The organism is Carnobacterium viridans (assembly GCF_900102725.1).
GTDB lineage: Bacteria > Bacillota > Bacilli > Lactobacillales > Carnobacteriaceae > Carnobacterium_B > Carnobacterium_B viridans.
This window is the reverse complement of sequence record NZ_FNJW01000008.1, coordinates 2,245,004-2,269,198: the sequence shown is the minus strand read 5'-3', so window position 1 is coordinate 2,269,198 and position 24,195 is coordinate 2,245,004. Positions and strand designations below refer to the sequence as shown.

The following is a 24,195-nucleotide window of genomic DNA, read 5'->3' as shown; positions in this document are numbered from 1 at the left end:
ACTCTCGATAGAATAATTTTATTATACAGTTGTGAAAAATAGAATGCAATGAGTCTTGTTATCTAACAAGACTCATTAATATGTTTCCTTATCCCATAAGGGTAAGACAATATTTTCATAGGCTACAGGATCCAAGTTGGTTACTGTGATTCCTAGTAATCGTATGCCTCTATCCAATATCCCAATTTCATCCCATAGATTTTGAGCATGAAAGAATATTTCCTCCCCATTTTTCACATAATTAGGCAGGGTTAGTCGTTTTGTAGCTGTTTCAAAATTTGAATACCGTACTTTCAATACGACTGTTTTCCCGTGTTTTTGATTTTTCTGAAGTGAGATTTGTACTTTATTTGCAATAAATCTTAATTCGCTCAGAACTTCTTGTTCAGTTGTAAGATTTTTTCCATAAGTCAGCTCTCTACCAATTGACTTTCTTTCACGACTTACTCGAACAGGTGAATTATCGATACCTCTGACTTTACGATAAAGAGAATAGCCCATTTTGCCAAACTTTTGCATCAGTTCCATTTCATTTTTTTGAAATAAATCTTCTCCAGTATAAATAGAAAGATCATGCATCTTTTCAACAGTCTTCTTCCCCACACCATAAAATTTTTCAATAGGTAGTTTCCGTAAGAAATCCAAGGCTTCATCAGGTGGGATAACCGTTATTCCGGCAGGCTTATGGTAGTCAGAAGCTAATTTTGCAATAAACTTGTTGTAGGATACTCCGGCAGAACTAGTCAATTGAACTTCTTGCCAGATATCTCGTTGAATGAGTTTGGCAATATAAGTTGCACTCGTTAAGTTCTGTTTATTTACAGTTACGTCTAAGTACGCTTCGTCTAACGAAAGAGGTTCAATCGTATCGGTGTAACGTTCAAAGATAGACCGAACTTCTGCAGAAATTTCGCGGTATAAATCATAATGTCCAGAGATAAAATTTCCGTGTGGACATAATTCATATGCTTTTTGAGCACTCATTGCAGAATGTACGCCAAACTTGCGCGCTTCATAATTAGCAGTAGCTACGACCCCTTTTCCTCCTGTTTCTTTTGGATGTCGTGCTATAATAACAGGATTCCCTTTTAATTCAGGATTTTCTCGTTCTTCTACTGAGGCAAAAAAGGCGTCCATATCAATGTGTATAATTTTTCTTGTTGTGTCTCTCTTAGGTTCGTCAAATCTTAATACACCAATGTCCATCCTTTTCCACCTCCTTCACTCTTATTATAAGGGAACGTATATTCTGAATCAAGGTTTATAAGATAAGTGAATTGAACGAATAACATCCCATTTTCATTAAAATTAAGAAACAAACATGCAAAAAAAGGTCTCAGACTTTTGTCCAGACCCTTTCTGCGTTTTAGCTTAAATGATTACTTTCTAGTGCTTTTTTCAATGTTTTTTTTTGTCTTTTTTTACGATGCAATTCATAAATAAATCCTTTTTTTGGAGAAAAGATAAAAATTAAGATAAAGGTTAAACCAGTTACAACTGCAATCATACCCGCAATAGAAACATCAAAGTACATAGATAGTTGAAAACCAATCAGACTATTCACAGCTCCTAAAGCAGCACTGATACCCAACATATAACTTAACCGATCTGTTAACAGGTACGCTGAAACGGGTGGCCCTACCATAAACGCCACTACCAATACTGATCCTACTGCCTCAAATGCTCCAACTGCTGTAACAGACACCAGTGACATCAATGCATAATGCAACAAGACCGGAGAAAAGCCTAACGATGCTGCCAATAAAGCATCAAATGAAGTCAATTTTAATTCTTTATAGAAAAAACCAATGAATAAAAGTAATAGAATCAATATAACAGTCATTGAATAAATAGCCTGTGGACCAACATCAATCCCAAATAGAATCAATCGATCAAAAGGAGCAAAAGCTAATTCTCCTAATAACACTGAATCTGTATCTAAATGTACATCTCCAGCATAACGGGTAATGAGGATAATAGCGATACTAAACAGCATTGGAAAAATAATTCCAATAGAGGCATCTTTATCCAGTAATTTTGTTTGATGAATTAATTCTGTCAACCAAACTGTTAGAATACCTACAAATGCAGCACCTACAATCAGTAATGGCGAATTTAAATCTTGAGTGATAAAAAAGGCTACTACAATACCCAATAAAATCGTATGAGTAATGGCATCTGTCATCATAGCCATCCCGCGTATTACCAGAAAAACACCGGGCAATGCACAAGCAACAGAAACTAAAACTGCAATGAGTTGTATTTCAAAAACAGGGTTCATACTTATCCGCCTTTCTTTAATTGAGTTGCAAATTCTTTTTTACGTTGGTTATTTTTGATCCATTTCCAAATGATCCCTCTACTTGGGGCAAAAAGAATACTGATCAACACAATTGAACTGATAATTAGAACAATAGTTGGTCCCGTTGGAATTTGTTGGCCTAATGAACTGATCATCGTTCCAATAATTCCAGAAATACACCCGAAAGTTGCTGCCAATACTACCATGATGGATAAATGATTCGTCCATTGTCTAGCTGCTACTGCTGGTCCAATCAAAAGAGAACTCATTAAGATAACTCCAACTGATTGCAATCCCATCACGATAACGATCACCGTTAGAGTTGCCAAAAGACTATTCATCCAGTAAACTGGCAATCCAATACTGGTAGCAAATGACTGATCAAAAGCTAACAGTTTAAATTCTTTCCAGAACACGATGACCACAATTAGTAACACGACCCCTACTAGGAACATAATTCTGACATCTCGCTCTAAAAGAGTAGAAGATTGTCCAAAAATAAATTTTTCCAAACCAGCTTGATTAGAGTTTGGACTTTTTTGGATGAAGGTTAATAAGACTAAACCAAGACCAAAGAAAACAGCTGTTGTCAACGCCAATGCACTATCAAATTTTACTTTAGAGTGTTTAACGATCACCATAATCAACCAAGTAGCCAGTAAACCTGAAATAAGTGCTCCAAGTAACAAAATTTCCATTTGTTTATTTGAGGTAAGAATAAATGCTAAACAGATTCCTGGAAGTGCTGCATGACTTACCGCATCTCCAAGTAAACTTTGTTTACGTAAAACAGCAAAACTTCCGATAACACCGCTTAATAAACCTAAGATACTCGAACCGAAAACGACTACTTGAAAAGTATAATCAAAGAATAGAGCACTTAGTACATCCATTTACTCTTCCTCCCATGGTTTTGTTTGATTTTGACGATAAGTTTTGGCGATCAATTCTTTAGTAAAGGTTGTTTCAACTGGTCCACTTCCAATCAGTTCGCGGTTAATTAAAATAACTTCATCAAAGTATTCTGACACAGTTTGTAAGTCATGGTGAACAACGACAATCGTTTTCCCCTCTGTTTTCAATTCCTTTAGTAACTGAATAATAATTTTTTCTGTTTGGGCATCTACACCTTGAAAAGGTTCATCCATTAAATAAATTTCCGCTTCTTGAACCAATGCACGGGCCAAAAAGACACGTTGTCTTTGTCCACCAGATAATTGACTGATTTGTTTATTTTTGAAATCAGCCATCCCTACTTTTACAAGCATCTCATTCGCTAAGGCTTTATCTTCCTTTTTAGGTCTTTTAAACCACCCTAAGTGACCGTATCTTCCCATCACCACGACATCTAAAACCGTGGTTGGAAAATCCCAATCCACACTTCCATTTTGAGGTACATAGGCGACTAAGTTTTTATTTTTTCCGTAATTTTCATCTTTTGTTTGTTCAAAAGTAAAATCTACTTCACCAGCAATTGGCTTGATTAAATTGATTAAAGATTTAATCATTGTAGATTTACCTGCACCATTTGGTCCAACAATAGCTGTTAATGTGCCTTTAGGGATATTAACCGAAATATTCCACAAAACCGGTTGTGCTTCATAAGCTACAGTTAATTGATTTAAGCGTATTGCAGTCTTTTTTTCTATTTGTTCATTCTCCATACTTTATGCACTCCAGTCTCTTTGATTTATTTCAACGCATCAACAATGGTATCTACATTAGATTTCACTGTCTTTATATAAGTTTCACTGTCGTTTTCTTTATCTCCAAGAGAATCGGAGTAGAGCTCTCCTCCGATTTCAACTTCAAAACCCTTTTCTTTAGTAGCTGCTTGTAAAGATTCAATCGTTCTTGTTGGAACAGAAGACTCAATAAAAATAGCTTTTATGCCATTATCTACAATGTAATCAGCTAATTGGCTGATATCTCCTGTCCCTGCTTCAGCATTTGTGTTTAATCCTTGAAGCCCAATAACGTTAAACCCATATCCTTCACCAAAGTAACTAAAGGCATCATGAGCTGTTACTAAAACACGATCATCTTCTGGAAGTTCATTTACACGATTAGTTACATACTGGTCTAACTCTTCCAATTCAAGCAAATAACTTTCTAAGTTCGCTTGATAACTTGTTTCATTTTTAGGATCTGCAGAAATCAACCCTTTTGATACTTCTATTGCTGATTTTTTCCATAGATCTACGTCAAACCAAATATGCGGGTCAATGGAGGTACTGCCTTCTCCAGCAGAAAGAATATCTTCTTCATTCAAACCATCTTCTAAAGAAATAACGGTTTTTTTCTGTTCTTCCAGACCTTGAAATATTTCGCCCATTTTTCCTTCAAGTTCTAGTCCGTTGTAAGCTACTACATCTGCAGACTGCATATAAATGACATCTCTTGCACTTGCTTTGTACAAATGAGGGTCTACTCCTGCAGACATCAGTCCGGTTACATCAATCTGTTCCCCACCTATTTCTTTCAATAAATCGGTTAACATAGTCGTGGTGGCTACGACTTTTAACTTATCCGAATCTTGATCTGACTCAAAATTATAACAACCTGTTAGAAAAATAAATGCAATAAACAGCGAACTGAAAAGAATACCCTTAATAGTTTTCATCTTTCTCCTACTTTCTATGCTATTTCAATAAAAATATTCATAGCAGCTTTATAACTGATTGCTAGTTGCTTGCCTTCTGACTCAAGTATAATAGGTCCTTCATAAGCTCCTATATCCATTATTTTATATACATCGCCTATGTTAACTTCTAGTGAAGCTAAGTAATCCAACAATTCTTTCTCATCCGCAACTCGTTTAATCTTGATCACATCATAAACTTGTTTATCTACTAGATTCGGAAGTATTTTTTCATCGATGATGCCTTTTTCAGTTGGGATCATTCCTCCATGAGGACAAACAGTGGGGAAATTTAAGTACTGATCTAATTTCCTTGCTAACTCAACCGAAGTAACGTGTTCTAATACCTCGGCTTCTTCATGGACCTCATTCCAGGCATATCCTAAATGACTAACTAAAAAAACTTCCCACAAGCGATGCTTCCTTACTAAAGCACTTGCTTTTTGAAGACCCTGTTGGGTTAATTGAATCCCCTGATAAGGAACATGTTCAACAAATCCTCCTTTTAATAATTTGGTCACCATTTCGCTGACAGATGCAGCAGATACCTTTAACCCTGCAACCAGCTCTTTATTGGTTACTTTTTTAGTTGTACCACCAAGTTCATAAATCATTTTCAAGTAATCTTCTTTATTTGGCGTCATAATTTTCTCCTACCTTTTTTAGGTTTATCTTTTTAATTCCTATAGATAAAATAATTCAATTGGATCATCTTTTTTCACCTGTAATTTAAAGCCCTACCAGCTTCCACTCGCTATTTTTAGGCTTGCCTAACTTATGTTAAAAGTATACCTTGATTTCATATTTTTGCAAGTCCTTTATCCAACTAATTGCATTAAGAGCGTAAAAAAAAAGCTAAGGCAATTTTTGCCTTAGCTTTTCTTTTTGTTCTTAATGGATTTCTTCAAATGCATCAAGAATAATTTGTTTCAACTCACTAATTAAGGGTTGTTTTGGATTCGCAGTTGTACATTGATCTAAAAATGCTAATTCAGCCATATGATCAACAGTGTCATATAAAACTTCTTTTGTTACACCTTGAGCTTTCAAATTCATCTCAATACCGACGTCTTTTCCTAATTTATCAATTTCAAAGATTAATGATTCCACTAACTCTTCTGTTGTATTTCCTTTGAATCCCATAAAACGAGCAATTTCAGCATAGTCTTCGTCAGCTTTGAAGAACTCATATTTAGGGAATAATGCGTGTTTTGAAGGATCTTTTGCATTATAACGGATTACATGAGGCAACAAGATTGCATTTGTACGTCCATGAGCGATATTATACTCCCCACCTATTTTATGAGCAATTGAGTGGCTTATTCCTAAAAATGCATTTGCGAATGCCATACCAGCCATAGTAGAAGCATTATGCATTTTTTCTCTTGCTTCTTCATTTGCATATTCATATGAATTACGTAAATTTTGGAAAACTAATTTAATTGATTGTAAGCTTAATCCTTTTGTATAGTCACTTGCCATAACAGATACATAAGATTCAATAGCATGTGTCAATACATCCATACCCGTATCAGCAGTAACAGATTTAGGAACACTCATAACAAATTGTGAATCGATAATAGCAACATCAGGTGTTAATGCATAGTCAGCTAAAGGATATTTCACATGTGTTTCACTGTCTGTAATAACTGCAAAAGGTGTTACTTCTGCACCAGTTCCTGATGTAGTTGGGATACAAACAAATTGAGTTTTATTTAAAGTAGGAATTTTGTACGTTCTTTTACGAATATCTAAGAATTTTTGTTTAGCTCCAAAGAATTCCGTTTCAGGTTTTTCGTAGAATAACCACATTGCTTTGGCTGCATCCATTGCTGAACCTCCACCGATAGCAATAATGGTATCAGGTTGAAATTGGATCATAGCTTCTGTTCCAATCATAACTGTATTCGTTGATGGGTTGGGCTCTACTGCTGAGAATATCTCTACTTGTACATTATCTTTTCTTTTGTTTAATTCATTGATAACTTTATCTGCATATCCAAATTGAACCATACCAGGATCACAGACTAAAAATACTTTTTTGATATTTTCCATTTTTTGTAAATATTGAATAGAATATTTCTCAAAATAGATTTTTGATGGCAGTTTAAACCATTGCATATTATTTCTACGTTTTGCAATTGTTTTAATATTCATTAAGTTAATAGTAGATACGTTTTTGGAAACTGAGTTCTTACCATATGAACCACATCCAAGAGTTAATGAAGGAATCATGTTATTATACAAATCGCCGATACCACCTTGTGCTGTAGGAGAATTTACTAAAATACGACATGCTTTCATTTGTTCTCCATATTTTTTGGCCAATTCATCATCTAATGTATGGATTGCTGCAGAGTGACCTAAACCACCTAATTCTAGCATTTGTTGAGCTAAAGAGAATCCATCTTCAGTTGAAGTTGACTTAAGCATAGCTAATACTGGAGATAATTTTTCACGTGATAATGGATAATTTTCGCCTACTCCATCTAATTCAGCAATAATAATTTTAGTCCCTTTTGGAACTTTGATCCCTGCAAGCTCAGCGATATCTTCTGCTGATTTTCCTACGATAGATGCATTAACAGCTGTTTTAGTTTGATTCATTACTGCATCTTCAAGTTTCTTTAATTCATTTGGTTTAATAACATGTACTTGATGTTTTATAAACTCTGCTTTTACTTCATCATAAATTTCTTGATCGACAATAATTGCTTGTTCTGAAGCACATATCATTCCATTATCAAATGATTTTGAAGCAATAACGTCATTGACAGCACGTTTAATTTTTGCTGACTTTTCAATATAGCTAGGAACGTTTCCTGGTCCCACTCCTAGAGCTGGTTTTCCAGTTGAATAGGCTGCTTTTACCATTGCTGATCCACCAGTTGCTAGTACGATAGCGATATCTGAATGATTCATCAATAAGTTAGTCCCTTCAAGAGAGGGTTGTTTAATCCATTGGATACAGTTTTCTGGAGCTCCTGCTTTAACAGCAGCATTCAACACGATTTGTGCTGCAGCTTCTGAACATTTTTGAGCACTTGGGTGGAAAGCAAAAATAATTGGGTTACGTGTTTTGATAGAAATTAGTGCTTTAAATAATGTTGTTGAAGTTGGATTAGTTACAGGAGTTACGCCACAAACGATTCCAACTGGAGTGGCAATTTCAATTAATTGGCTTTGCTCATCGTCACTTATGATACCTGCAGTTTTGTCATGTTTAATTGTATTCCAAATAGATTCTGTGGCAAACATATTTTTAATGCATTTATCTTCATAAATTCCTCTACCTGTTTCTTCAACTGCCATTTTAGCTAAAGGCATGTGTTGATTTAAGCCTGCCATTGCCATTTGATGAACAATAAAATCTACTTTTTCTTGATCGAACGTTTCTAAGACACTTAAGGCTTCTTTCCCTCGGCGAACTAAAGTGTCGATTGCATCGGCTACGCTAACTTGATTGCTTACAGTATTTTTTTTATCTGTTTTGATTTTTTCTTTCATAGTAACTTCCATCATTTTAAATCCTCCTAGTGTTGTTATCTATTTCACAATCATCATACTTTATTTTCGTTTTTTTGTAAAGAAAAATAGTGAAATTTAGTTAAATTCATTTTAAAACCTTTAAATGAAAGGTTTTAATAATTTTACATGTTTCGATTTTTTTCGTTTCAAATGTTATATACTTCACAAATACACTTTAAAAAAGAGGAACCAGTCAACTACACTGATTCCTCTTTTTAAAATAAATCATCAAAGTCCATCTCTTCAAGTGAAGTAACTTTATAAACTTGAGCTTCTAAAGCAGCAAAATCTAAGTACTGATTTGGTGTAATCCTCATAATATCATTAATTTGTTGGTAATAGTGTGCTGGTTTTATTCTTTTCCAACAGAAGTTTGTAACGTATTTCCATAAATCTTCTTCGTTTATTTGGTGGTAACCCATTTGATTAAATTCTTGCATTTTCAACTTTAACCACGGCTCATACTTGGCATAACAAGCAAAGGATTCATTGATCAACAGCATGCACTCCTTATCTAAAAACTGCTTTCTCTTCCTTTATATAACTGCTACAGAACTTTAAAACAAAATAACATAATTTGTTTTAAAATACAACTATTGCATTAAAAAGGGTGCTATCAGTTTTAGTCTGATAGCACCCTTTAAGTTCTTAAGTGTAACGATTAAAATTTTTCGTCAGTATTGTTTTCTACTATATTTTGAGATGGTGTGTTTGTTCCAAGATCTTCTACGGGAGTTGAAACTCCATTAGTCACTATGCGAGCAATGGCTTTCTTTTCAAACGTTAAAAAGATTCCGTCACAATCAAGTACAACAGTATTATTGGTCGTATTCACTTCATCAATAATCCCATGTAGTCCACCAATTGTTACAACTGAGTCGCCTTTTTTCATAGCATCAAGCATATTTTGTGTTTTTGTAGCAGCTTTTTTTTGCGGGCGAATCATCATAAAATACATCAAACCCATAATCGCAATAAAAGGTACAAAATTAAGAATTAACTCCATTTTTCCACTCCATTCTCCGATTCAATCATCTTTACATTACTTACTTTACCAAACATCTAGTCTTTTTACTATCTCTTAAACAACATTCTTATAAAACCTTTAGAAATTTCTAGCATTTGGTTTATTATAACCATATTCTTCAAAAAAACTTTCTCTATATTCCAATAAGTTATCATCCATGATAGCCTGTCTTACATCTTTCATTACATTTAATAAGAAATACAAATTATGGTAACTAGTCAAACGTAATCCGAATGTTTCATCCGCTTTAATCAAATGACGAATATAAGCTCTTGTATAATTTCGACAAGTGTAGCAATCACACTTATCATCCAAAGGCCCAAAATCGCGTTCATATTGTGCATTTTTAATAACCACTCGACCTTTACTGGTCATACATGTCCCATTACGAGCAATACGAGTAGGCAATACGCAATCAAACATATCGACTCCTCTCATGACACCATCGATCAAAGAATCGGCAGTTCCTACGCCCATCAAATAACGAGGTTTATCATCTGGAATAAGAGGTGTAGTGTATTCTAGTACTTTATTCATACTTTCCTTTGGTTCTCCAACAGATAACCCTCCTATTGAATACCCTGGGAAATCCATTGATACTAAATCACGAGCACTTTGTTGTCGAAGTTCTTTAAATCCAGCGCCTTGGATAATCCCAAATAATCCTTGGCTATCCGGTTTGGCATGAGCTTTTAATCCTCTTTCAGCCCAACGACTTGTTCGTTCAACTGATTTTTTTACGTAGTCAAAACTTTCGTCAAAAGGCGGACATTCATCAAAACTCATCATAATATCTGGACCTAGTTTATTTTGGATATTAATGGCTTTTTCAGGAGACAAGAACATTTTCGATCCGTTTAAATGGTTTCTGAAATGAACCCCTTCTTCTTCAATTCTACGCAAATCACTTAATGAAAATACTTGAAATCCGCCTGAATCGGTTAAAATACCTTTGTCCCAATTCATGAACTTGTGTAGTCCGCCTGCTTCTTCAACGATATCCTCACCCGGGCGCAGCCACAAATGATACGTATTGCTTAAAATAATATTTGCTCCCATTGACTCTAATTCTTCAGGAGCAATACTCTTTACAGTCGCTAACGTTCCAACTGGCATAAACATAGGTGTTGGAAACGTTCCGTGAGGAGTAATAATTTCTCCTAGTCTTGCACCTGTATGTTTTTCTTTTTTTATCAATCGGTATTTAATTGCTGGTTCTGACATGTTTCCATTCCTACTTTCGTTCTTCTTAAATTACAAATTCAGTGACTTTTTTTACCATTTGCAATTCTTTAACGCACAGTTTTTAATATTAACTCAATAACATCATCCAAATGAATCGTCTGTTCTTGTTCATCATCTTCTGAACACTCTTTTCTAGCTTTATCAACTAAAAGACTCATAATAGCACTATTAAACATAAAAACAATGGTTTCATACTGTTGATCAGTCAATGAATGATCCTTCGAAAATTCTTTTAATTTACTACAGAGTAATTGCTGAATGTATTCTTGTTTATAGTTAAAAATTGATTTTGTTTGTTCATTGCCTACTTCTTTAATCGTACTCAGAACAATCTGGCGATGCCTGTCAAAAATATCCGCAATAAAGCGACCGGACTGTTGCATTAAGTCCGTTGTGTCTTTAAAACTCTGAGAAAAAAACTTATCCACTTCATCAGTGATTTGTTTTGTGTGTTGTTTAAAAGCAGTATCTATTAAAACTTGTTTAGATTGAAAATTTTTAAAAATAGTTGTTTCATTAACTTCAGCTTTTTGTGCGATCATCTTTGTTGTAGTACTTTTATAGCCCACATGTGAAACTAAATCTAATGCCGCCTCAATTATACGTTGCTGCGTTTTTGTTAATGCTTCCGTGTTTACATTTGCCACTTCATAATGACCTCCAAATTTACCACACTTTTAAACAAGTATGCACTCACTCAATATAATAGTTTATCACATTAATTTTAGAAAACAAGTTATTTTTTAACTTTAAGTCACTTCACTGGTAACCGCTTTCTAATCGTGGTATATTATAAGTGGATAGAGAGATGCTCATATGAGTGAATCAGTTGAATTTCTTTAGTGTTTAGAAGTAGAAGAAGCAAAAAAATCAACATTCTGTTTTTAGTTACAAGATTCACTGTCACATTCGTTTAAAAATAAAGCTGGACCTTAGGCAACACAGTAGTTACGTTTTTTAAAAGTTTAAAGGCAGTTTAACCTAAGTAGTAAAGAAACTGTATGTCGTTTTAAAAGAAGTTCAAGTAAGTGTTTGTTTTAAACTATTCGCTGATTTGCTCCTATCCTCTCTAAAAACCAATAGAAGTTGGCCTAAAAAGCCAACTTCTATTTTTTTTGGGTTGTATGACAAATAGTGTTGATGCATCAAACTAAAATTTCTTCTGGAATGAACGGGTTTGCTTGTATAGAGCCATGAGACCGCCTGAAGCTTATCATCTTCAGGCTTTCAAGCCTCAAACAAAGCGTAATCGCTGAAGCGTCAACGCTCTGTAATTCGTATTGAATCCAATGCATGGCTACAAGCAACCCCTATTCTTCCAAAAATTTTGTATAATCAATTTTAGAAATCTACCAACACTAAAAATTATAGACCCTTTGTTTGTATTCAGATTAATGAAAGACTTTATTTAACAAACATGGCATCTCCAAAACTAAAGAAACGATATCTTTCGTCTACTGCATGTTGATAAGCAGCTAAAACGTGCTCTCTGCCTGCAAAAGCACTGACCAACATGACCAATGTTGATTTTGGCAAATGAAAGTTAGTTGAAAAAGCATCTACAACTTTAAAGGTATAACCCGGTGATATAAAAATATCCGTCCATCCGCTGTCTGCTTTTATTTCTCCATTAAACTTGGTACCAATCGTTTCTAGCGTACGAATAGAGGTTGTTCCTACAGCAATAATTCTACCGCCATTGTTTCGAACAGCTGTTAATTCTGCAGCAGATTCTTCTGTTAAACGATAAAATTCTGAATGCATTTCATGATCTTCAATTGAATCTACACTAACAGGTCTGAAAGTGCCAAGACCTACATGTAACGTTAAAAAGACCAATTTTACACCTTTTGACTTGATTTGTTCTAGTAGTTCTTCTGTGAAATGCAAGCCAGCTGTAGGGGCAGCAGCAGAACCGTTTTCTTTTGCGTACACGGTTTGATAACGTTCACTATCTTCTAATCGCTCTTTGATGTATGGAGGAAGAGGCATTTCTCCTAATGACTCTAAAACTTCTAAAAAGATACCATTGTAAGAAAAATCGATGATTCTTCCTCCATGAGTTAATTCTTCCATTACAGTCGCAGTCAGTCTTCCATCCCCAAAAGAAATGACATCACCCACTATAGCTTTCTTAGCTGGTTTAACAAGCGTTTCCCATTGATCTTTTTCTGTATTTTTTAATAACAATATTTCAAGATGTGCGCCTGTTGATGGTTTTACTCCGTGTAACCGTGCTGGAAGTACGCGTGTATCATTCATAACCAGTGCATCACCTTCATTAAGTTCCTCAAGGATATCCGTGAAGTGCTTATCGTCAACTTCTCCAGTTTCTTTATCTAAAATTAATAATTTTGAACTTGAGCGGTTTTCTAAAGGGGTTTGAGCAATTAATTCTTCTGGTAAATCAAAATCAAAATCTTTTGTTGTTAACATAGTCATACTCCTAATCTGTATAAGTAATTGGGTAACCGAGATGAGTGTAACCCATATGAGTTACAATTCTTCCACGTGGGGTCCGTTGAAGAAAGCCTGCTTGCAACAAATATGGCTCAACCATATCTTCAATCGTTTCAATTTCTTCTCCAATATTAGCTGCAATCGTAGACAATCCAACTGGTCCACCATGATAATTTTCAATCATCGTTTTTAATAATTTTTGATCAACAAAATCTAATCCTTCTTGATCGATTCGCAACATTGCCAATGCTTCATCTGCTATTTGTTTTTTTATCACACCGTTGGATTCTACTTGAGCATAATCCCTTACACGTTTCAACAAGCGATTTGCTACCCGAGGAGTCCCTCTCGATCGTCTGGCAATTTCAATTGCACCTGATTCGATTATTTCAGTATTAAAGATATCTGCTGAACGCAAAACAATATCACTCAGCTCTTCTACTGTGTAATATTCCATATGCGAGACAATGCCAAAACGGTCTCTTAAAGGAGCTGATAACAATCCTGCTCTTGTTGTTGCACCTACAAGAGTAAAAGGCGGCAACGGGAAGTGAACAGGGTGTGCAGTTGGTCCTTGTCCTACAATGATATCTACAAAGTAATCTTCCATAGCAGAATACAACATCTCTTCAACGAGTCTAGGCATACGATGAATTTCATCTATAAATAGAACATCTCCAGCTTCTAATTCATTCAAAAGAGCAACTAAATCTCCTGCCTTCTCGATTGCAGGACCACTTGTTGTTCGTATGGCTACGTCCATTTCATTTGAGATCACCATTGCCATCGTTGTTTTCCCTAATCCAGGTGGACCATAAAGTAAGACGTGATCTAGTGCTTCTTCACGATTCTTGGCTGCTTCTATATAAATCGACAATTCTCTTTTTACTTTTTCTTGGCCGATATATTCCGCTAAATAATGTGGACGTAATGATTTTTCTAACGAAATTTCTTCTGTTGTACTGCTATCACCGGAAATGATGCGTTCTTCTGGATTCATTGTTTTTCACCACTTTTCTTTTTATACACTTGGCTTACTTCTTCATCAATAATCGCAAAGCTTCTCGTAAATAAGCATCTGTCGATTCTTTATTTAATTTACGAATTTGCGGTTCAACTTTTTTGATCTCTTTCACACTGTATCCTAGCGCTTCTAGAGCTTCTACTGCTTCAGTAACATGATTGTAATTATTGGACAACACTAATTCCTGTTGATAATCAACTGTATTTTCTACTGGTGTAACTGTCAAGTCAGCTAATTTTCCTTTTAGATCTAAAACAATTTGTGACGCCGTTTTTTTACCCACTCCTGGAAATTTTGTTAAATAAGCGGCATCTTCATTTTCAATTGCTTGTACAAGACCTTGATGATTATCATTAGCTAAAATAGCTAATCCACTTTTGGGTCCAATACCTGAGACGCTAAGCAATTTTAGATACAATTGTTTTTCAGTATAATCTTTAAAACCATATAACGTAATGGCGTCTTCTCGAACAGCTTGGTGAACATAAATTGTTGCTTCCTCATTTAATTTACTTGAAAAGCGAAACGGGTTAGCTATAAACAATTGATACCCTATCCCGTTTGTTTCAAGGACAATGTACGCAGGACTAACAAATGTCACTATCCCTTTAATGTATTCATACATATTATTTTCTCCATTCACTCATTCTATCGTTGTACTAGATGCAAAAAGGCACACCTGTTCGCTATTTATTTTACCACATTTGCATCCATAAAAGGAGCTGCTACCTAAATAATCCTAGACAAAATAAAAAAGCACCCTCTAAACCGCATGAACAGTTAGAGAATGCTTTTTCTATTTAACTTACTACATTAAGCAAATAATTTGCGGTAACTGTCGTACCCTTCTTCTTCTAATTTATCCACTGGTACAAATCTTAGAGCTGCTGAATTGATACAGTAGCGTAAACCACCCTTATCTTGAGGACCATCCGGAAAGACATGTCCTAAATGAGAGTTTGCATCTGAACTTCTCACTTCCGTGCGTTGCATACCAAATTTTACATCCATTTTTTCAATAACTTCTTTTTCTTCAATTGGTTTTGTAAATGATGGCCAACCGCATCCTGCATCATATTTATCATTTGAAGAAAATAATGGTTTTCCACTGACAACGTCCACAAAAATACCGTCTTTATAAAAATCATCGTATTCACCTGTAAATGGACGTTCAGTAGCTTCATTTTGAGTTACTTCATATTGAATATCGGTTAACTTATTCTTTAATTCGTTTTTATCGTAGCTGTTCATGAAAATCCTCCTTTTTTATTCTACTTTCATTCTACACTTTTTAAAGAGTTGCTTCAATTCATTGAATTTAATTCATTAGAATTAATGAGGGTCTTGGATACGTTTAAACATTTTTTCCATATCTTTATTGGTAAAATGAATCAACACCGGTCTTCCATGCGGGCAATTATATGGATTTTCTGTCTTCTTTAAGTCTTTTAATAACGCTCTAGCTTCCGCATCACTTAAATAATGGTTTGCTTTGATTGAACCTTTACAACTCATCATGATGGCTGTAGCTTCTCTAAACTTAGCAACACTTATACTGCCTTGTTCCAACAACAGATCAATCATTTCTCTTACGATACTCTCTTCTTCACCTTGGTTGAACCATACAGGATGACTTCTTAATAGAAAACTATTCTGGCCAAATGGTTCTAAGAAAATACCCACAGTCTCCAATGCATCATTATTTTCTTTGATCTTGATTGCATCGCTATTTGGGTAATCCAGCATTATAGGTACCAATAAATCTTGCAGATTATTACTGACTTCGCCAATTTTTTTTCGGAAGTACTCGTATTTTATTCTCTCTTGAGCAGCATGCTGATCCAAAATATACAACCCTTTTTCATTTTGCGCAAATAAGTATGTTCCATGCATTTGACCAACATATTCTAGCGTTGGAAATTGGTCAACGAATTCAGTAGAGACCTTTTTTTTATCCATTAATTTACTGGCTGTTTTTAATGGCGATTCTTGGTGATAATTAACTAATTCACTGACTTGTTCATTTGGAATTTCTTCACCATGACTTTCTTGCGGAACATATTCAAATCGAGACTCTTGAGTATTTTCTTGCAAGAAAAACGGATCTTCTTCAGTCTCTTCTACACTAGCCTTTTCAAAAAAATTAGACTCATGATGAGAAGTTGAAGATGAATAATTATTTTCGGACTCTTTATTGTTTTCATTTTTTTCTTTTGAGTTTCTTTCTTGATGAAACTCAAACGTTGTCTGTTCAGTTCCTACCATTGGCAAGTCTGTTTTCTTTTTAAAAGATAAATTCTCTAAAGCATCAGGGATAAGTTGCTCTCTGCTTAGACTCTCATGAATAGCGGACTCTATCAATTGCATCAATTCTTTTTCTTTACTAATGCGAACTTCTTGCTTTGTCGGATGCACATTTACATCTACCAACAAAGGATCCATCTTAATTTCAATAGCAGCAACCGGATAGCGTCCAACCATAAGTTTAGACCGATATCCTGAAATAATAGCTTTATTTAATAAATAATTCTTAATGTAGCGCCCATTTATAATAATAGAGATGTAATTTCGACTTGCCCTCGTAAGTTCAGGTAATGAAATAAAACCCGACACTCTAAAGTCCAAATCTTCTTTCTTTATTTCTCTCATTTTTTTTGCTGTAGCAACTCCATAAATACCTGCTAGAGTTTGTTTCAGATCGCCATTCCCTGCTGTTCGCAACAACTGATTGCCATCGTGAATCAAGCGAAAAGCAATATTCGGGTGACTGATAGCCAATCGATTGACAATATCTGACACATTCGACAGTTCTGTTTGTAAACTCTTTACGTATTTTAATCGAGCAGGTGTGTTGAAAAAAAGGTTTTCTATTGTGATTTTGCTTCCTTTTCTTGCTTCATTCGCTTTTTCCTCAATAATTTTACCGCCTTTTAAAGAAAGGTACGTGCCACGTTCCCCACCAATCGATGTTTCTAGCGTAACCTCTGAAACAGAAGCAATACTAGGCAAAGCCTCACCACGAAATCCAAGTGTACGAATTCGGAAAAGATCATCACGAGAATAGATTTTACTTGTTGCATGTCGCTTGAATGCATTTTGAACTTCTTCTGGTTCGATACCTAGTCCATTATCAATAATCTGTATTTTTTTCAATCCAGCTTCTTCGATAAGAATGTCAATCTGGCTGCTTTCTGCATCAATTGCATTTTCAATCAATTCTTTCACTACTGAAGCAGGTCGCTCAATTACTTCGCCAGCAGCGATTTGATTAGCTAATACATCTGAGAGTTCTTGAATTTTTGCCATCTTTTCCATTCCTTCCTACTAACTATAATCAGTTCAATTTCTGTTGCCAATCACTAATGCAATTCAATGCTTCTAAAGGAGTCATTGTTAATAAATTCATCTTTCGAACAGCTTTAACGACTTCAGTCTCTGAATCTTCAAGTAAACCGAATAAAGAAAGTTGTCCTTCATCCTTCTCTTCAACTTTTCCTTTTTGAGAAGGCTTACTTGAAATTGACGTTTCGTTAGATGAATCTATTTGAGTAGAGCGATTCAACACGATTTCTTCTTTTTGCTCCAGTTGTTCTAAAATAACAGCTGCACGTGAAAGCAAATCATTAGGAAGTCCAGCAAGTTTAGCTACTTGAATCCCATAACTCTTATCTGCAGGACCAGGAAGCATTTTGTGTAAAAAGACTAATTCTCCCTCTTCTTCTACTGCACCTACATGGACATTTGTTAAGCGAGGCAGTCGTTCATCTAATACGGTTAACTCATGGTAATGGGTTGAAAATAACGTTTTTGCATGAACATTTTCATGAATGTATTCAATAATAGCTTCTGCTAAAGCCATACCATCATATGTGGCTGTTCCACGTCCAATTTCGTCAAATAAAATCAAGCTGTTCTTAGAAGCGTAACGCAAAGCTTCATTTGCTTCCATCATTTCGACCATAAAGGTACTTTGGCCTGCAATTAAATCATCTGCTGCTCCAATACGAGTAAATATCTGATCAAATATCGGCATTATCGCTTTATCAGCAGGAACAAAACAGCCCATTTGAGCCATAATAACGGTTAAGGCTAATTGCCTCATATAGGTACTCTTACCAGACATATTTGGACCAGTAATAAGTAAGATTTCATTATCTCGATCCATTTCAACACTATTTGGCACATACGTTTGTTGCCCCAAAACTTTTTCTACAACGGGATGTCGTCCTTCTATCAAACTGATTTCTTGGCTATTAGCGGCCATTAAAGGACGAGTATAATGGTATTTTTCACTTATCGTTGCAAAACTCTGTAACACGTCAATAGCGGCTACTGTTTTGGCCAATTTTTGCAATCGTTCAATGTAGTCTTTAATCGTTTCTCTAACTTCAGCAAATAAAGTATATTCTAGAAGCATGGATTTTTCTTCAGCTTCTAAAATCAGAATTTCTTTTTCTTTTAATTCTGGAGTAATAAACCGTTCAGCGTTTGCTAAAGTTTGTTTTCGTTCGTAACGCCCTTCAGGCAAATTAGCAAGATTGACTTTAGTTATCTCAATATAGTAACCAAAAACACGGTTATAGCCAATTTTTAAGTTTTTAATGCCTGTTGCTGCTTTTTCTTCAGCTTCTAACTGAGCAATCCACTTTTTACCGTTACGCATAGCATCACGGTAACGATCCAATTGTTCATTGAATCCATCTTTAATGACTCCACCATCTTTTATCGAAAGAGGAGCATTTTCATCTATTGCTTGATCAATCAACTGAACAACCTCGGGGACTTGGTCTAAGTCGGTAATCAATTGATCCCATTCATCTTTATTCATTAACTGAATAATTTCAACTAACTGAGGAATTTGAAGTAGAGAAGTTTGGAGTTGAATCAAGTCACGTCCATTAACATTCCCAAATGCCACTCTTCCAGCTAACCTTTCTAAATCATATACTCTCGTCAATGCTTCATTTAAATCTGTTCGTTCAAAGAAATGGTTGATTAAACTTTCAACAATGTTCTGTCTCATCGTAATCTGTTGTTCTTGAATAAGAGGCCGATCAATCCACTGTTTTAAAAGTCTTCCTCCCATTGCTGTTTTGGTTTCATCCAACAACCACAAAAGAGTCCCTTTTTTTTGTCCTGTGCGAATCGAAGAAATCAATTCTAAATTGTGCTTAGAATAATGATCCATTTTCAAATAATTAGTAGGAGAATAAACTTCTACTTTTTGTAGGTGACCTAAATTTCGTTTTTGAGTAACGTATAAATAAGAAAACAATAATTTTACAACGTCAATCAAGCCACTGTTCTCTATTTCACTTGTAAGATACGAAAATTCTGCACGTTCCATCATTTCTTTTTGAGTAGATACCATGATGCCTAATTTTGTCTCTAATTCTGCTTGCACATCTACTTCCATCGCTTCTTTAAACACAACTTCTTTTGCTTTCAAACTCATTAGTTCACTCATTACCGCTTCCAATGAATTTAATGTTGTTGTTTTTAATTCTCCTGTACTTAAATCAGCATATGCTAGGTGATAATGTCCTGTATGGGTACTCGTTAAAGCAGCCAAATAATTATTTGTTTTAGCATCCATAGACTTTGTATCCATAGCTGTTCCAGGTGTAATCAACTGAACGACTTCTCTCTTCACCATACCTTTTGCAGTTTTTGGATCTTCTACTTGTTCACAAATAGCTACTTTGTATCCTCGCTCTATTAAACTATCAATGTACCCTTTTGCTGCATGATAAGGAACCCCACACATTGGAATCGGTTCGTCTGCATTACGGTTCCGACTCGTCAACGTAACTTCTAAAAGTTGAGAAGCTTTAATAGCATCTTCATTAAATAGTTCATAAAAATCTCCCAAGCGATAAAACAAAAAAGCATCTGGGTAATTTGCCTTTATCCCTAGATACTGCTCCATCATAGGCGTTTGTTTAGTTTTTTGTGGCACTTTTTCCCGCCCCCTTGTATCCTATTTATTCAAAACCGCCATTAAACGGACGATCTTCATTAATCACAATATTTTCAATTTTTTTAGCTTCACCTGTACTATCATCAATATCGATAAAACAGCCCGACAAAATTTTTCTTCCTTCTTTTGGAACTTCAAAACGTGTTGGCATCTGCGTCAAAAATTTTCTTAAAACAGCATCACGATCCATACCTAATGATTCATCATATGGTCCAGTCATCCCAGCATCTGTTAAATAAGCTGTTCCATTTGGTAAAATACGTGCATCATTCGTCTGTACATGAGTATGTGTTCCAACTACTGCTGATACTCTCCCATCTAGATACCATCCCATTGACTGCTTTTCACTAGTTGTTTCTGCATGAAAATCAACAAAAATTAATGGTGTACGCTTTAACGCTTCTTCAACTAGTTCATCAGCTTTTCTAAAAGGATCATCGACATCCGTCATGAACACTCGGCCATGTAAATTAATAACAGCCAATTCAAGTTGATTGACTTTTATATAAGAGATCCCTTTTCCAGGTGTTCCTTCTGGATAATTAGCCGGACGAATCATTTTTTTAGCATCTTCAATAAATTCAAAAATATCACGGTTATCCCAAGTATGATTTCCCATTGTTACAATATCCACACCATCTTGTAAAAAACCTTTATAAATTTTCTCTGTAATGCCTCGACCCGCTGCTGCATTTTCTCCATTTAAAATAGTGACTTGTGGTTTATACATTTTTTTCAATTTAGGTAAGTAATCATGAACCATTTCACGGCCCATCGAACCTACAACATCTCCAATAAATAATAATTTCATTCAATTATTCCTCTTCTCTTTATCATCTTCTATATTTTAACAATAAACGCACCGAAATAAAAGCTGGCCTTTTTATTTTATTTTCTTATTCATTTTTTTAATACTAATTTTCAACAACAGTCCCAAAAAAAACCGATACAAGTCAGATTTATCATCGACTCATATCGGTTTCTATACTACTCTTTATTTAGCATATTCTATAGTTCTTATTTCGCGAATAACCGTAATCTTAATATGTCCTGGGTAATCCAGTTCACTTTCAATACGGTTTCTAACATCACGCGCTAGCTTACTTGCAGCTAAATCATCAAGTTTTTCAGGTTTGACCATAATGCGGATTTCACGACCAGCTTGTATTGCAAAACTTTGTTCTACTCCTTCGAAATCATTAGAAATGCTTTCTAATTTTTCAAGTCGGTGAATATAATTTTCAAGTGATTCGCTTCTTGCACCAGGACGCGCTGCAGATATTGCGTCGGCTGAAGCAACTAAAACAGAAATGACAGATGTCGCTTCTACGTCACCATGATGTGAAGCAATTGCATTAACAACTGTTTCATTCTCTTTATACTTCATTCCAATTTCTGCGCCAATCTCAACATGTGAACCTTCAACTTCATGATCCAGTGCCTTACCAATATCGTGAAGTAGACCTGCTCGCTTAGCTAATGTAACGTCTTCTCCTAGTTCAGCAGCCATCACACCAGCTAGTTTAGCCACTTCAATAGAGTGACTTAAAACATTTTGACCATAACTTGTTCTAAATTTCAGACGTCCTAAAATTTTGATTAAATCAGGATGTAAAGAATGTACTCCTACATCAAAAGTAGCTTGTTCTCCAATTTCTCTGATTCTTTCATCCATTTCCTTACGTGATTTTTCTACCATTTCTTCAATTCGAGCTGGATGAATTCGTCCATCTTGGATCAATTTTTCAAGAGTCATTCGAGCAATTTCGCGACGTATTGGATCGAATCCACTAAGTACAACTGCTTCTGGTGTATCATCTATAATTAAATCCATACCTGTTAGGGTCTCTAGTGCTCTGATATTACGACCTTCACGACCTATAATACGGCCTTTCATTTCATCGTTAGGCAACGTTACAACCGATACTGTCGTTTCTGAAACTTGATCAGCTGCAGAACGCTGAATGGCTAACGCAATTAAATTTTTAGCTTTTCGATCTGCTTCTTCTTTTGCTTTTTGTTCAGAATCTTTTACCATTACGGCTAATTCATGAGACAATTCATTTTCTGTTTCTTTTAAAATCAATTGTCTTGCTTCTTCTCGTGATAAAGCTGCAACTCGTTCCAATTCATTTTCTTGTTGCTCGACCAACTCAATAGCTTTCTTCTCTAAATCGTTAACATGTAGTTGTCTAGAACTTAATCTCTCTTCATTCGCCTCGAGTGTGTGTTCACGTTTTTCTAAGCTATCGTTTTTGCGATCAATGTTATCTTCACGTTGCAACAAACGATTTTCTTGTCTTAGAACTTCATTTCTTCTCTCTTTCAGCTCTGCTTCAATTTCAGTTCGATATTTGTGGCTTTCATCCTTCGCTTCTAACATCGCTTCCTTTTTCATGGTTTCTGCTTCTCTTTTTGCTTCTTCCAATATTCCAGTTGCAGTGTTTCTAGCACCAGCTAGTTCTTTTTCGTGGCTTGCTTTGCGGACGAGATATCCAACAATAAGACCGACAACTAAAGTAACGATAGCGAAGGCAACACTTTTAAAATCCATTCTTCCACCTCCGTATCATTTATTTAATTTGTCATTTAATAGTTATCCATTATTTGGTAGAACATGAATAGCTTTATACCAATAAAACCTACCCGTTATCTAATGTTAAATTAATAGATAACTTAATTTTAATTGTAGTGAAGAGACATGTCAACTTAAATAATGGTTTTGTAGCCCTTTCATAAACTTTCATAGTATTGATCCATTTCTTTTAAGAATCCTTTTTCATCCATTTGTAGTAAACTATTTTCAAAAAAAGCCAATAAGCTTAGACGCTTATTGGCTGTTCTCTATCTTCTAGTTCAGTTAATCTTCTAATAAATCAGTTTCAGACTCTTCTACTACTTCACCAGCTTCTCCAATACCATAAGCTGCACGAACTTTTTGTTCTACTTCAGCTCTTAATTCAGGATTGTCTTTGAAGAATTTTTTTGCATTTTCTCGCCCTTGGCCAATTCGTTCGCCACCATAAGAGTACCATGCACCTGCTTTATCAATGATATCTTTTTCTGATCCCATATCCACAAGTTCTCCTACTTGAGAAATACCTTCACCATACATGATATCTACTTCAGCTACTCTAAAAGGTGGAGCAACTTTATTTTTAACTACTTTGATTTTTGTACGATTACCCATAATATCTGTACCTTGTTTAATTTGTTCAGCTCTTCTAACTTCCAAACGAATCGTAGCATAGAATTTCAAAGCACGTCCACCTGGTGTAATTTCTGGGTTACCAAACATAACACCAACTTTTTCACGAATTTGGTTGATAAATAAAGCAATCGTTTTTGTTTTGTTGATTGAACCGGATAATTTACGTAAAGCCTGAGACATCAAACGAGCTTGTAATCCTACATGAGAGTCTCCCATTTCTCCTTCAATTTCAGCACGTGGTACTAATGCAGCAACTGAGTCAATGACAACAATATCAACTGCTCCACTGGAAACCAACGCATCTGCAATTTCCAAACCTTGTTCACCTGTATCTGGTTGAGATAACAGCAATTCGTCAATATCTACTCCAAGTGCAGCTGCGTATTTTGGATCCAATGCATTTTCAGCATCAATAAATGCAGCAATTCCACCTTGTTTTTGAACTTCAGCAACAGCATGCAAAGCTACCGTTGTTTTACCTGAACTTTCAGGACCATATACTTCAATAATTCTTCCTCTTGGAAATCCGCCAACTCCCAATGCTACATCTAATGCTAATGATCCACTAGGGACTGTAGAAATACGTGTATCAACTTTTTCTCCAAGTTTCATAACGGAACCTTTACCAAAGTTCTTTTCAATCTTTTTTAACGCTGCATCTAATGCTTGTTTACGATCGTCTGCCATTAAATAAATCCTCCTCGAGTCTCTTTTATTATTTAATTATTCAATTATTCATTCATATTTTCATCTGCTACAAACATTATCATACCTTTT

20 protein-coding genes are annotated in these 24,195 nt (G+C 35.3%); all 20 read right to left on the bottom strand.

Features of this window, described 5'->3' with window-relative positions; all coding sequences use genetic code 11:
- Positions 1-75 precede the first annotated feature (75 nt).
- Positions 76-1,206 carry a DNA polymerase IV gene (gene dinB / locus BLT48_RS12385; RefSeq protein WP_089978339.1) on the bottom strand — a complete coding sequence of 377 codons (1,131 nt, stop codon included), beginning with the start codon at positions 1,204-1,206 and terminating at the stop codon, positions 76-78.
- Between the two features lie 160 nt (positions 1,207-1,366).
- The gene (locus BLT48_RS12380; protein WP_089978336.1) at positions 1,367-2,281 is read right to left on the bottom strand and encodes a metal ABC transporter permease; all 915 of its coding nucleotides are present in this window, start codon (positions 2,279-2,281) and stop codon (positions 1,367-1,369) included.
- Between the two features lie 2 nt (positions 2,282-2,283).
- A complete protein-coding gene (locus BLT48_RS12375) occupies positions 2,284-3,195 on the bottom strand; it encodes a metal ABC transporter permease (protein ID WP_035021954.1) in 912 nt (303 codons plus the stop codon).
- Complete coding sequence (locus tag BLT48_RS12370) at positions 3,196-3,966, bottom strand: metal ABC transporter ATP-binding protein (RefSeq protein ID WP_035021951.1); 771 nt, start codon at positions 3,964-3,966, stop codon at positions 3,196-3,198. It abuts the gene before it with no gap.
- A gap of 26 nt (positions 3,967-3,992) precedes the next feature.
- On the bottom strand, positions 3,993-4,925 hold the full coding sequence (locus BLT48_RS12365) for a metal ABC transporter solute-binding protein, Zn/Mn family (RefSeq protein WP_089978333.1): 933 nt from the start codon (positions 4,923-4,925) through the stop codon (positions 3,993-3,995).
- A gap of 14 nt (positions 4,926-4,939) precedes the next feature.
- Complete coding sequence (locus BLT48_RS12360) at positions 4,940-5,587, bottom strand: metal-dependent transcriptional regulator (protein ID WP_089978331.1); 648 nt, start codon at positions 5,585-5,587, stop codon at positions 4,940-4,942.
- Between the two features lie 247 nt (positions 5,588-5,834).
- Positions 5,835-8,465, bottom strand: a complete 2,631-nt coding sequence (gene adhE / locus BLT48_RS12355; protein ID WP_176944130.1) for a bifunctional acetaldehyde-CoA/alcohol dehydrogenase — start codon at positions 8,463-8,465, stop codon at positions 5,835-5,837.
- A gap of 221 nt (positions 8,466-8,686) precedes the next feature.
- The gene (locus BLT48_RS12350) at positions 8,687-8,974 is read right to left on the bottom strand and encodes a post-transcriptional regulator (protein ID WP_089978329.1); all 288 of its coding nucleotides are present in this window, start codon (positions 8,972-8,974) and stop codon (positions 8,687-8,689) included.
- A gap of 158 nt (positions 8,975-9,132) precedes the next feature.
- Positions 9,133-9,477 carry a preprotein translocase subunit YajC gene (gene yajC, locus BLT48_RS12345; protein WP_035021941.1) on the bottom strand — a complete coding sequence of 115 codons (345 nt, stop codon included), beginning with the start codon at positions 9,475-9,477 and terminating at the stop codon, positions 9,133-9,135.
- Positions 9,478-9,576: 99 nt separating this feature from the next.
- On the bottom strand, positions 9,577-10,722 hold the full coding sequence (gene tgt / locus BLT48_RS12340) for a tRNA guanosine(34) transglycosylase Tgt (protein ID WP_035021939.1): 1,146 nt from the start codon (positions 10,720-10,722) through the stop codon (positions 9,577-9,579).
- Between the two features lie 68 nt (positions 10,723-10,790).
- The gene (locus BLT48_RS12335) at positions 10,791-11,390 is read right to left on the bottom strand and encodes a TetR/AcrR family transcriptional regulator (protein ID WP_035021936.1); all 600 of its coding nucleotides are present in this window, start codon (positions 11,388-11,390) and stop codon (positions 10,791-10,793) included.
- A gap of 757 nt (positions 11,391-12,147) precedes the next feature.
- Positions 12,148-13,179, bottom strand: coding sequence for a tRNA preQ1(34) S-adenosylmethionine ribosyltransferase-isomerase QueA (queA, locus tag BLT48_RS12330; protein ID WP_089978326.1), 1,032 nt, complete (start codon positions 13,177-13,179; stop codon positions 12,148-12,150).
- Between the two features lie 10 nt (positions 13,180-13,189).
- On the bottom strand, positions 13,190-14,203 hold the full coding sequence (gene ruvB, locus BLT48_RS12325) for a Holliday junction branch migration DNA helicase RuvB (protein WP_035021929.1): 1,014 nt from the start codon (positions 14,201-14,203) through the stop codon (positions 13,190-13,192).
- A 34-nt stretch (positions 14,204-14,237) separates the two neighbouring features.
- Complete coding sequence (ruvA, locus tag BLT48_RS12320; RefSeq protein ID WP_089978323.1) at positions 14,238-14,852, bottom strand: Holliday junction branch migration protein RuvA; 615 nt, start codon at positions 14,850-14,852, stop codon at positions 14,238-14,240.
- 188 nt (positions 14,853-15,040) lie between these two features.
- Complete coding sequence (gene msrB / locus BLT48_RS12315; protein WP_035021923.1) at positions 15,041-15,478, bottom strand: peptide-methionine (R)-S-oxide reductase MsrB; 438 nt, start codon at positions 15,476-15,478, stop codon at positions 15,041-15,043.
- Between the two features lie 81 nt (positions 15,479-15,559).
- Positions 15,560-17,533: a DNA mismatch repair endonuclease MutL gene (gene mutL, locus BLT48_RS12310; RefSeq protein ID WP_089978320.1), complete on the bottom strand. Its 1,974-nt coding sequence runs from the start codon at positions 17,531-17,533 to the stop codon at positions 15,560-15,562.
- Positions 17,534-17,561: 28 nt separating this feature from the next.
- Entirely contained in the window at positions 17,562-20,186 is a 2,625-nt protein-coding gene (mutS, locus tag BLT48_RS12305) for a DNA mismatch repair protein MutS (RefSeq protein WP_089978316.1), read from the bottom strand.
- Positions 20,187-20,211: 25 nt separating this feature from the next.
- Positions 20,212-21,018, bottom strand: coding sequence for a TIGR00282 family metallophosphoesterase (locus BLT48_RS12300; protein WP_013710323.1), 807 nt, complete (start codon positions 21,016-21,018; stop codon positions 20,212-20,214).
- A 183-nt stretch (positions 21,019-21,201) separates the two neighbouring features.
- The gene (gene rny / locus BLT48_RS12295) at positions 21,202-22,761 is read right to left on the bottom strand and encodes a ribonuclease Y (RefSeq protein ID WP_089978313.1); all 1,560 of its coding nucleotides are present in this window, start codon (positions 22,759-22,761) and stop codon (positions 21,202-21,204) included.
- Positions 22,762-23,067: 306 nt separating this feature from the next.
- On the bottom strand, positions 23,068-24,105 hold the full coding sequence (recA, locus tag BLT48_RS12290) for a recombinase RecA (RefSeq protein WP_035021910.1): 1,038 nt from the start codon (positions 24,103-24,105) through the stop codon (positions 23,068-23,070).
- Positions 24,106-24,195 lie beyond the last annotated feature (90 nt).

What these genes read in the sequence shown, in the direction of transcription:
- BLT48_RS12380 (WP_089978336.1), bottom strand. Translation starts at nt 2,281, where the DNA reads ATGAACCCTGTTTTTGAAATACAACTCATTGCAGTTTTAGTTTCTGTT.
- yajC (WP_035021941.1), bottom strand. Translation starts at nt 9,477, where the DNA reads ATGGAGTTAATTCTTAATTTTGTACCTTTTATTGCGATTATGGGTTTG.
- adhE (WP_176944130.1), bottom strand. Translation starts at nt 8,465, where the DNA reads ATGATGGAAGTTACTATGAAAGAAAAAATCAAAACAGATAAAAAAAAT.
- BLT48_RS12375 (WP_035021954.1), bottom strand. Translation starts at nt 3,195, where the DNA reads ATGGATGTACTAAGTGCTCTATTCTTTGATTATACTTTTCAAGTAGTC.
- ruvA (WP_089978323.1), bottom strand. Translation starts at nt 14,852, where the DNA reads ATGTATGAATACATTAAAGGGATAGTGACATTTGTTAGTCCTGCGTAC.
- rny (WP_089978313.1), bottom strand. Translation starts at nt 22,761, where the DNA reads ATGGATTTTAAAAGTGTTGCCTTCGCTATCGTTACTTTAGTTGTCGGT.
- BLT48_RS12370 (WP_035021951.1), bottom strand. Translation starts at nt 3,966, where the DNA reads ATGGAGAATGAACAAATAGAAAAAAAGACTGCAATACGCTTAAATCAA.
- BLT48_RS12360 (WP_089978331.1), bottom strand. Translation starts at nt 5,587, where the DNA reads ATGACGCCAAATAAAGAAGATTACTTGAAAATGATTTATGAACTTGGT.
- BLT48_RS12365 (WP_089978333.1), bottom strand. Translation starts at nt 4,925, where the DNA reads ATGAAAACTATTAAGGGTATTCTTTTCAGTTCGCTGTTTATTGCATTT.
- BLT48_RS12350 (WP_089978329.1), bottom strand. Translation starts at nt 8,974, where the DNA reads ATGCTGTTGATCAATGAATCCTTTGCTTGTTATGCCAAGTATGAGCCG.
- msrB (WP_035021923.1), bottom strand. Translation starts at nt 15,478, where the DNA reads ATGAACAGCTACGATAAAAACGAATTAAAGAATAAGTTAACCGATATT.
- mutL (WP_089978320.1), bottom strand. Translation starts at nt 17,533, where the DNA reads ATGGCAAAAATTCAAGAACTCTCAGATGTATTAGCTAATCAAATCGCT.
- dinB (WP_089978339.1), bottom strand. Translation starts at nt 1,206, where the DNA reads ATGGACATTGGTGTATTAAGATTTGACGAACCTAAGAGAGACACAACA.
- ruvB (WP_035021929.1), bottom strand. Translation starts at nt 14,203, where the DNA reads ATGAATCCAGAAGAACGCATCATTTCCGGTGATAGCAGTACAACAGAA.
- recA (WP_035021910.1), bottom strand. Translation starts at nt 24,105, where the DNA reads ATGGCAGACGATCGTAAACAAGCATTAGATGCAGCGTTAAAAAAGATT.
- queA (WP_089978326.1), bottom strand. Translation starts at nt 13,179, where the DNA reads ATGTTAACAACAAAAGATTTTGATTTTGATTTACCAGAAGAATTAATT.
- BLT48_RS12300 (WP_013710323.1), bottom strand. Translation starts at nt 21,018, where the DNA reads ATGAAATTATTATTTATTGGAGATGTTGTAGGTTCGATGGGCCGTGAA.
- tgt (WP_035021939.1), bottom strand. Translation starts at nt 10,722, where the DNA reads ATGTCAGAACCAGCAATTAAATACCGATTGATAAAAAAAGAAAAACAT.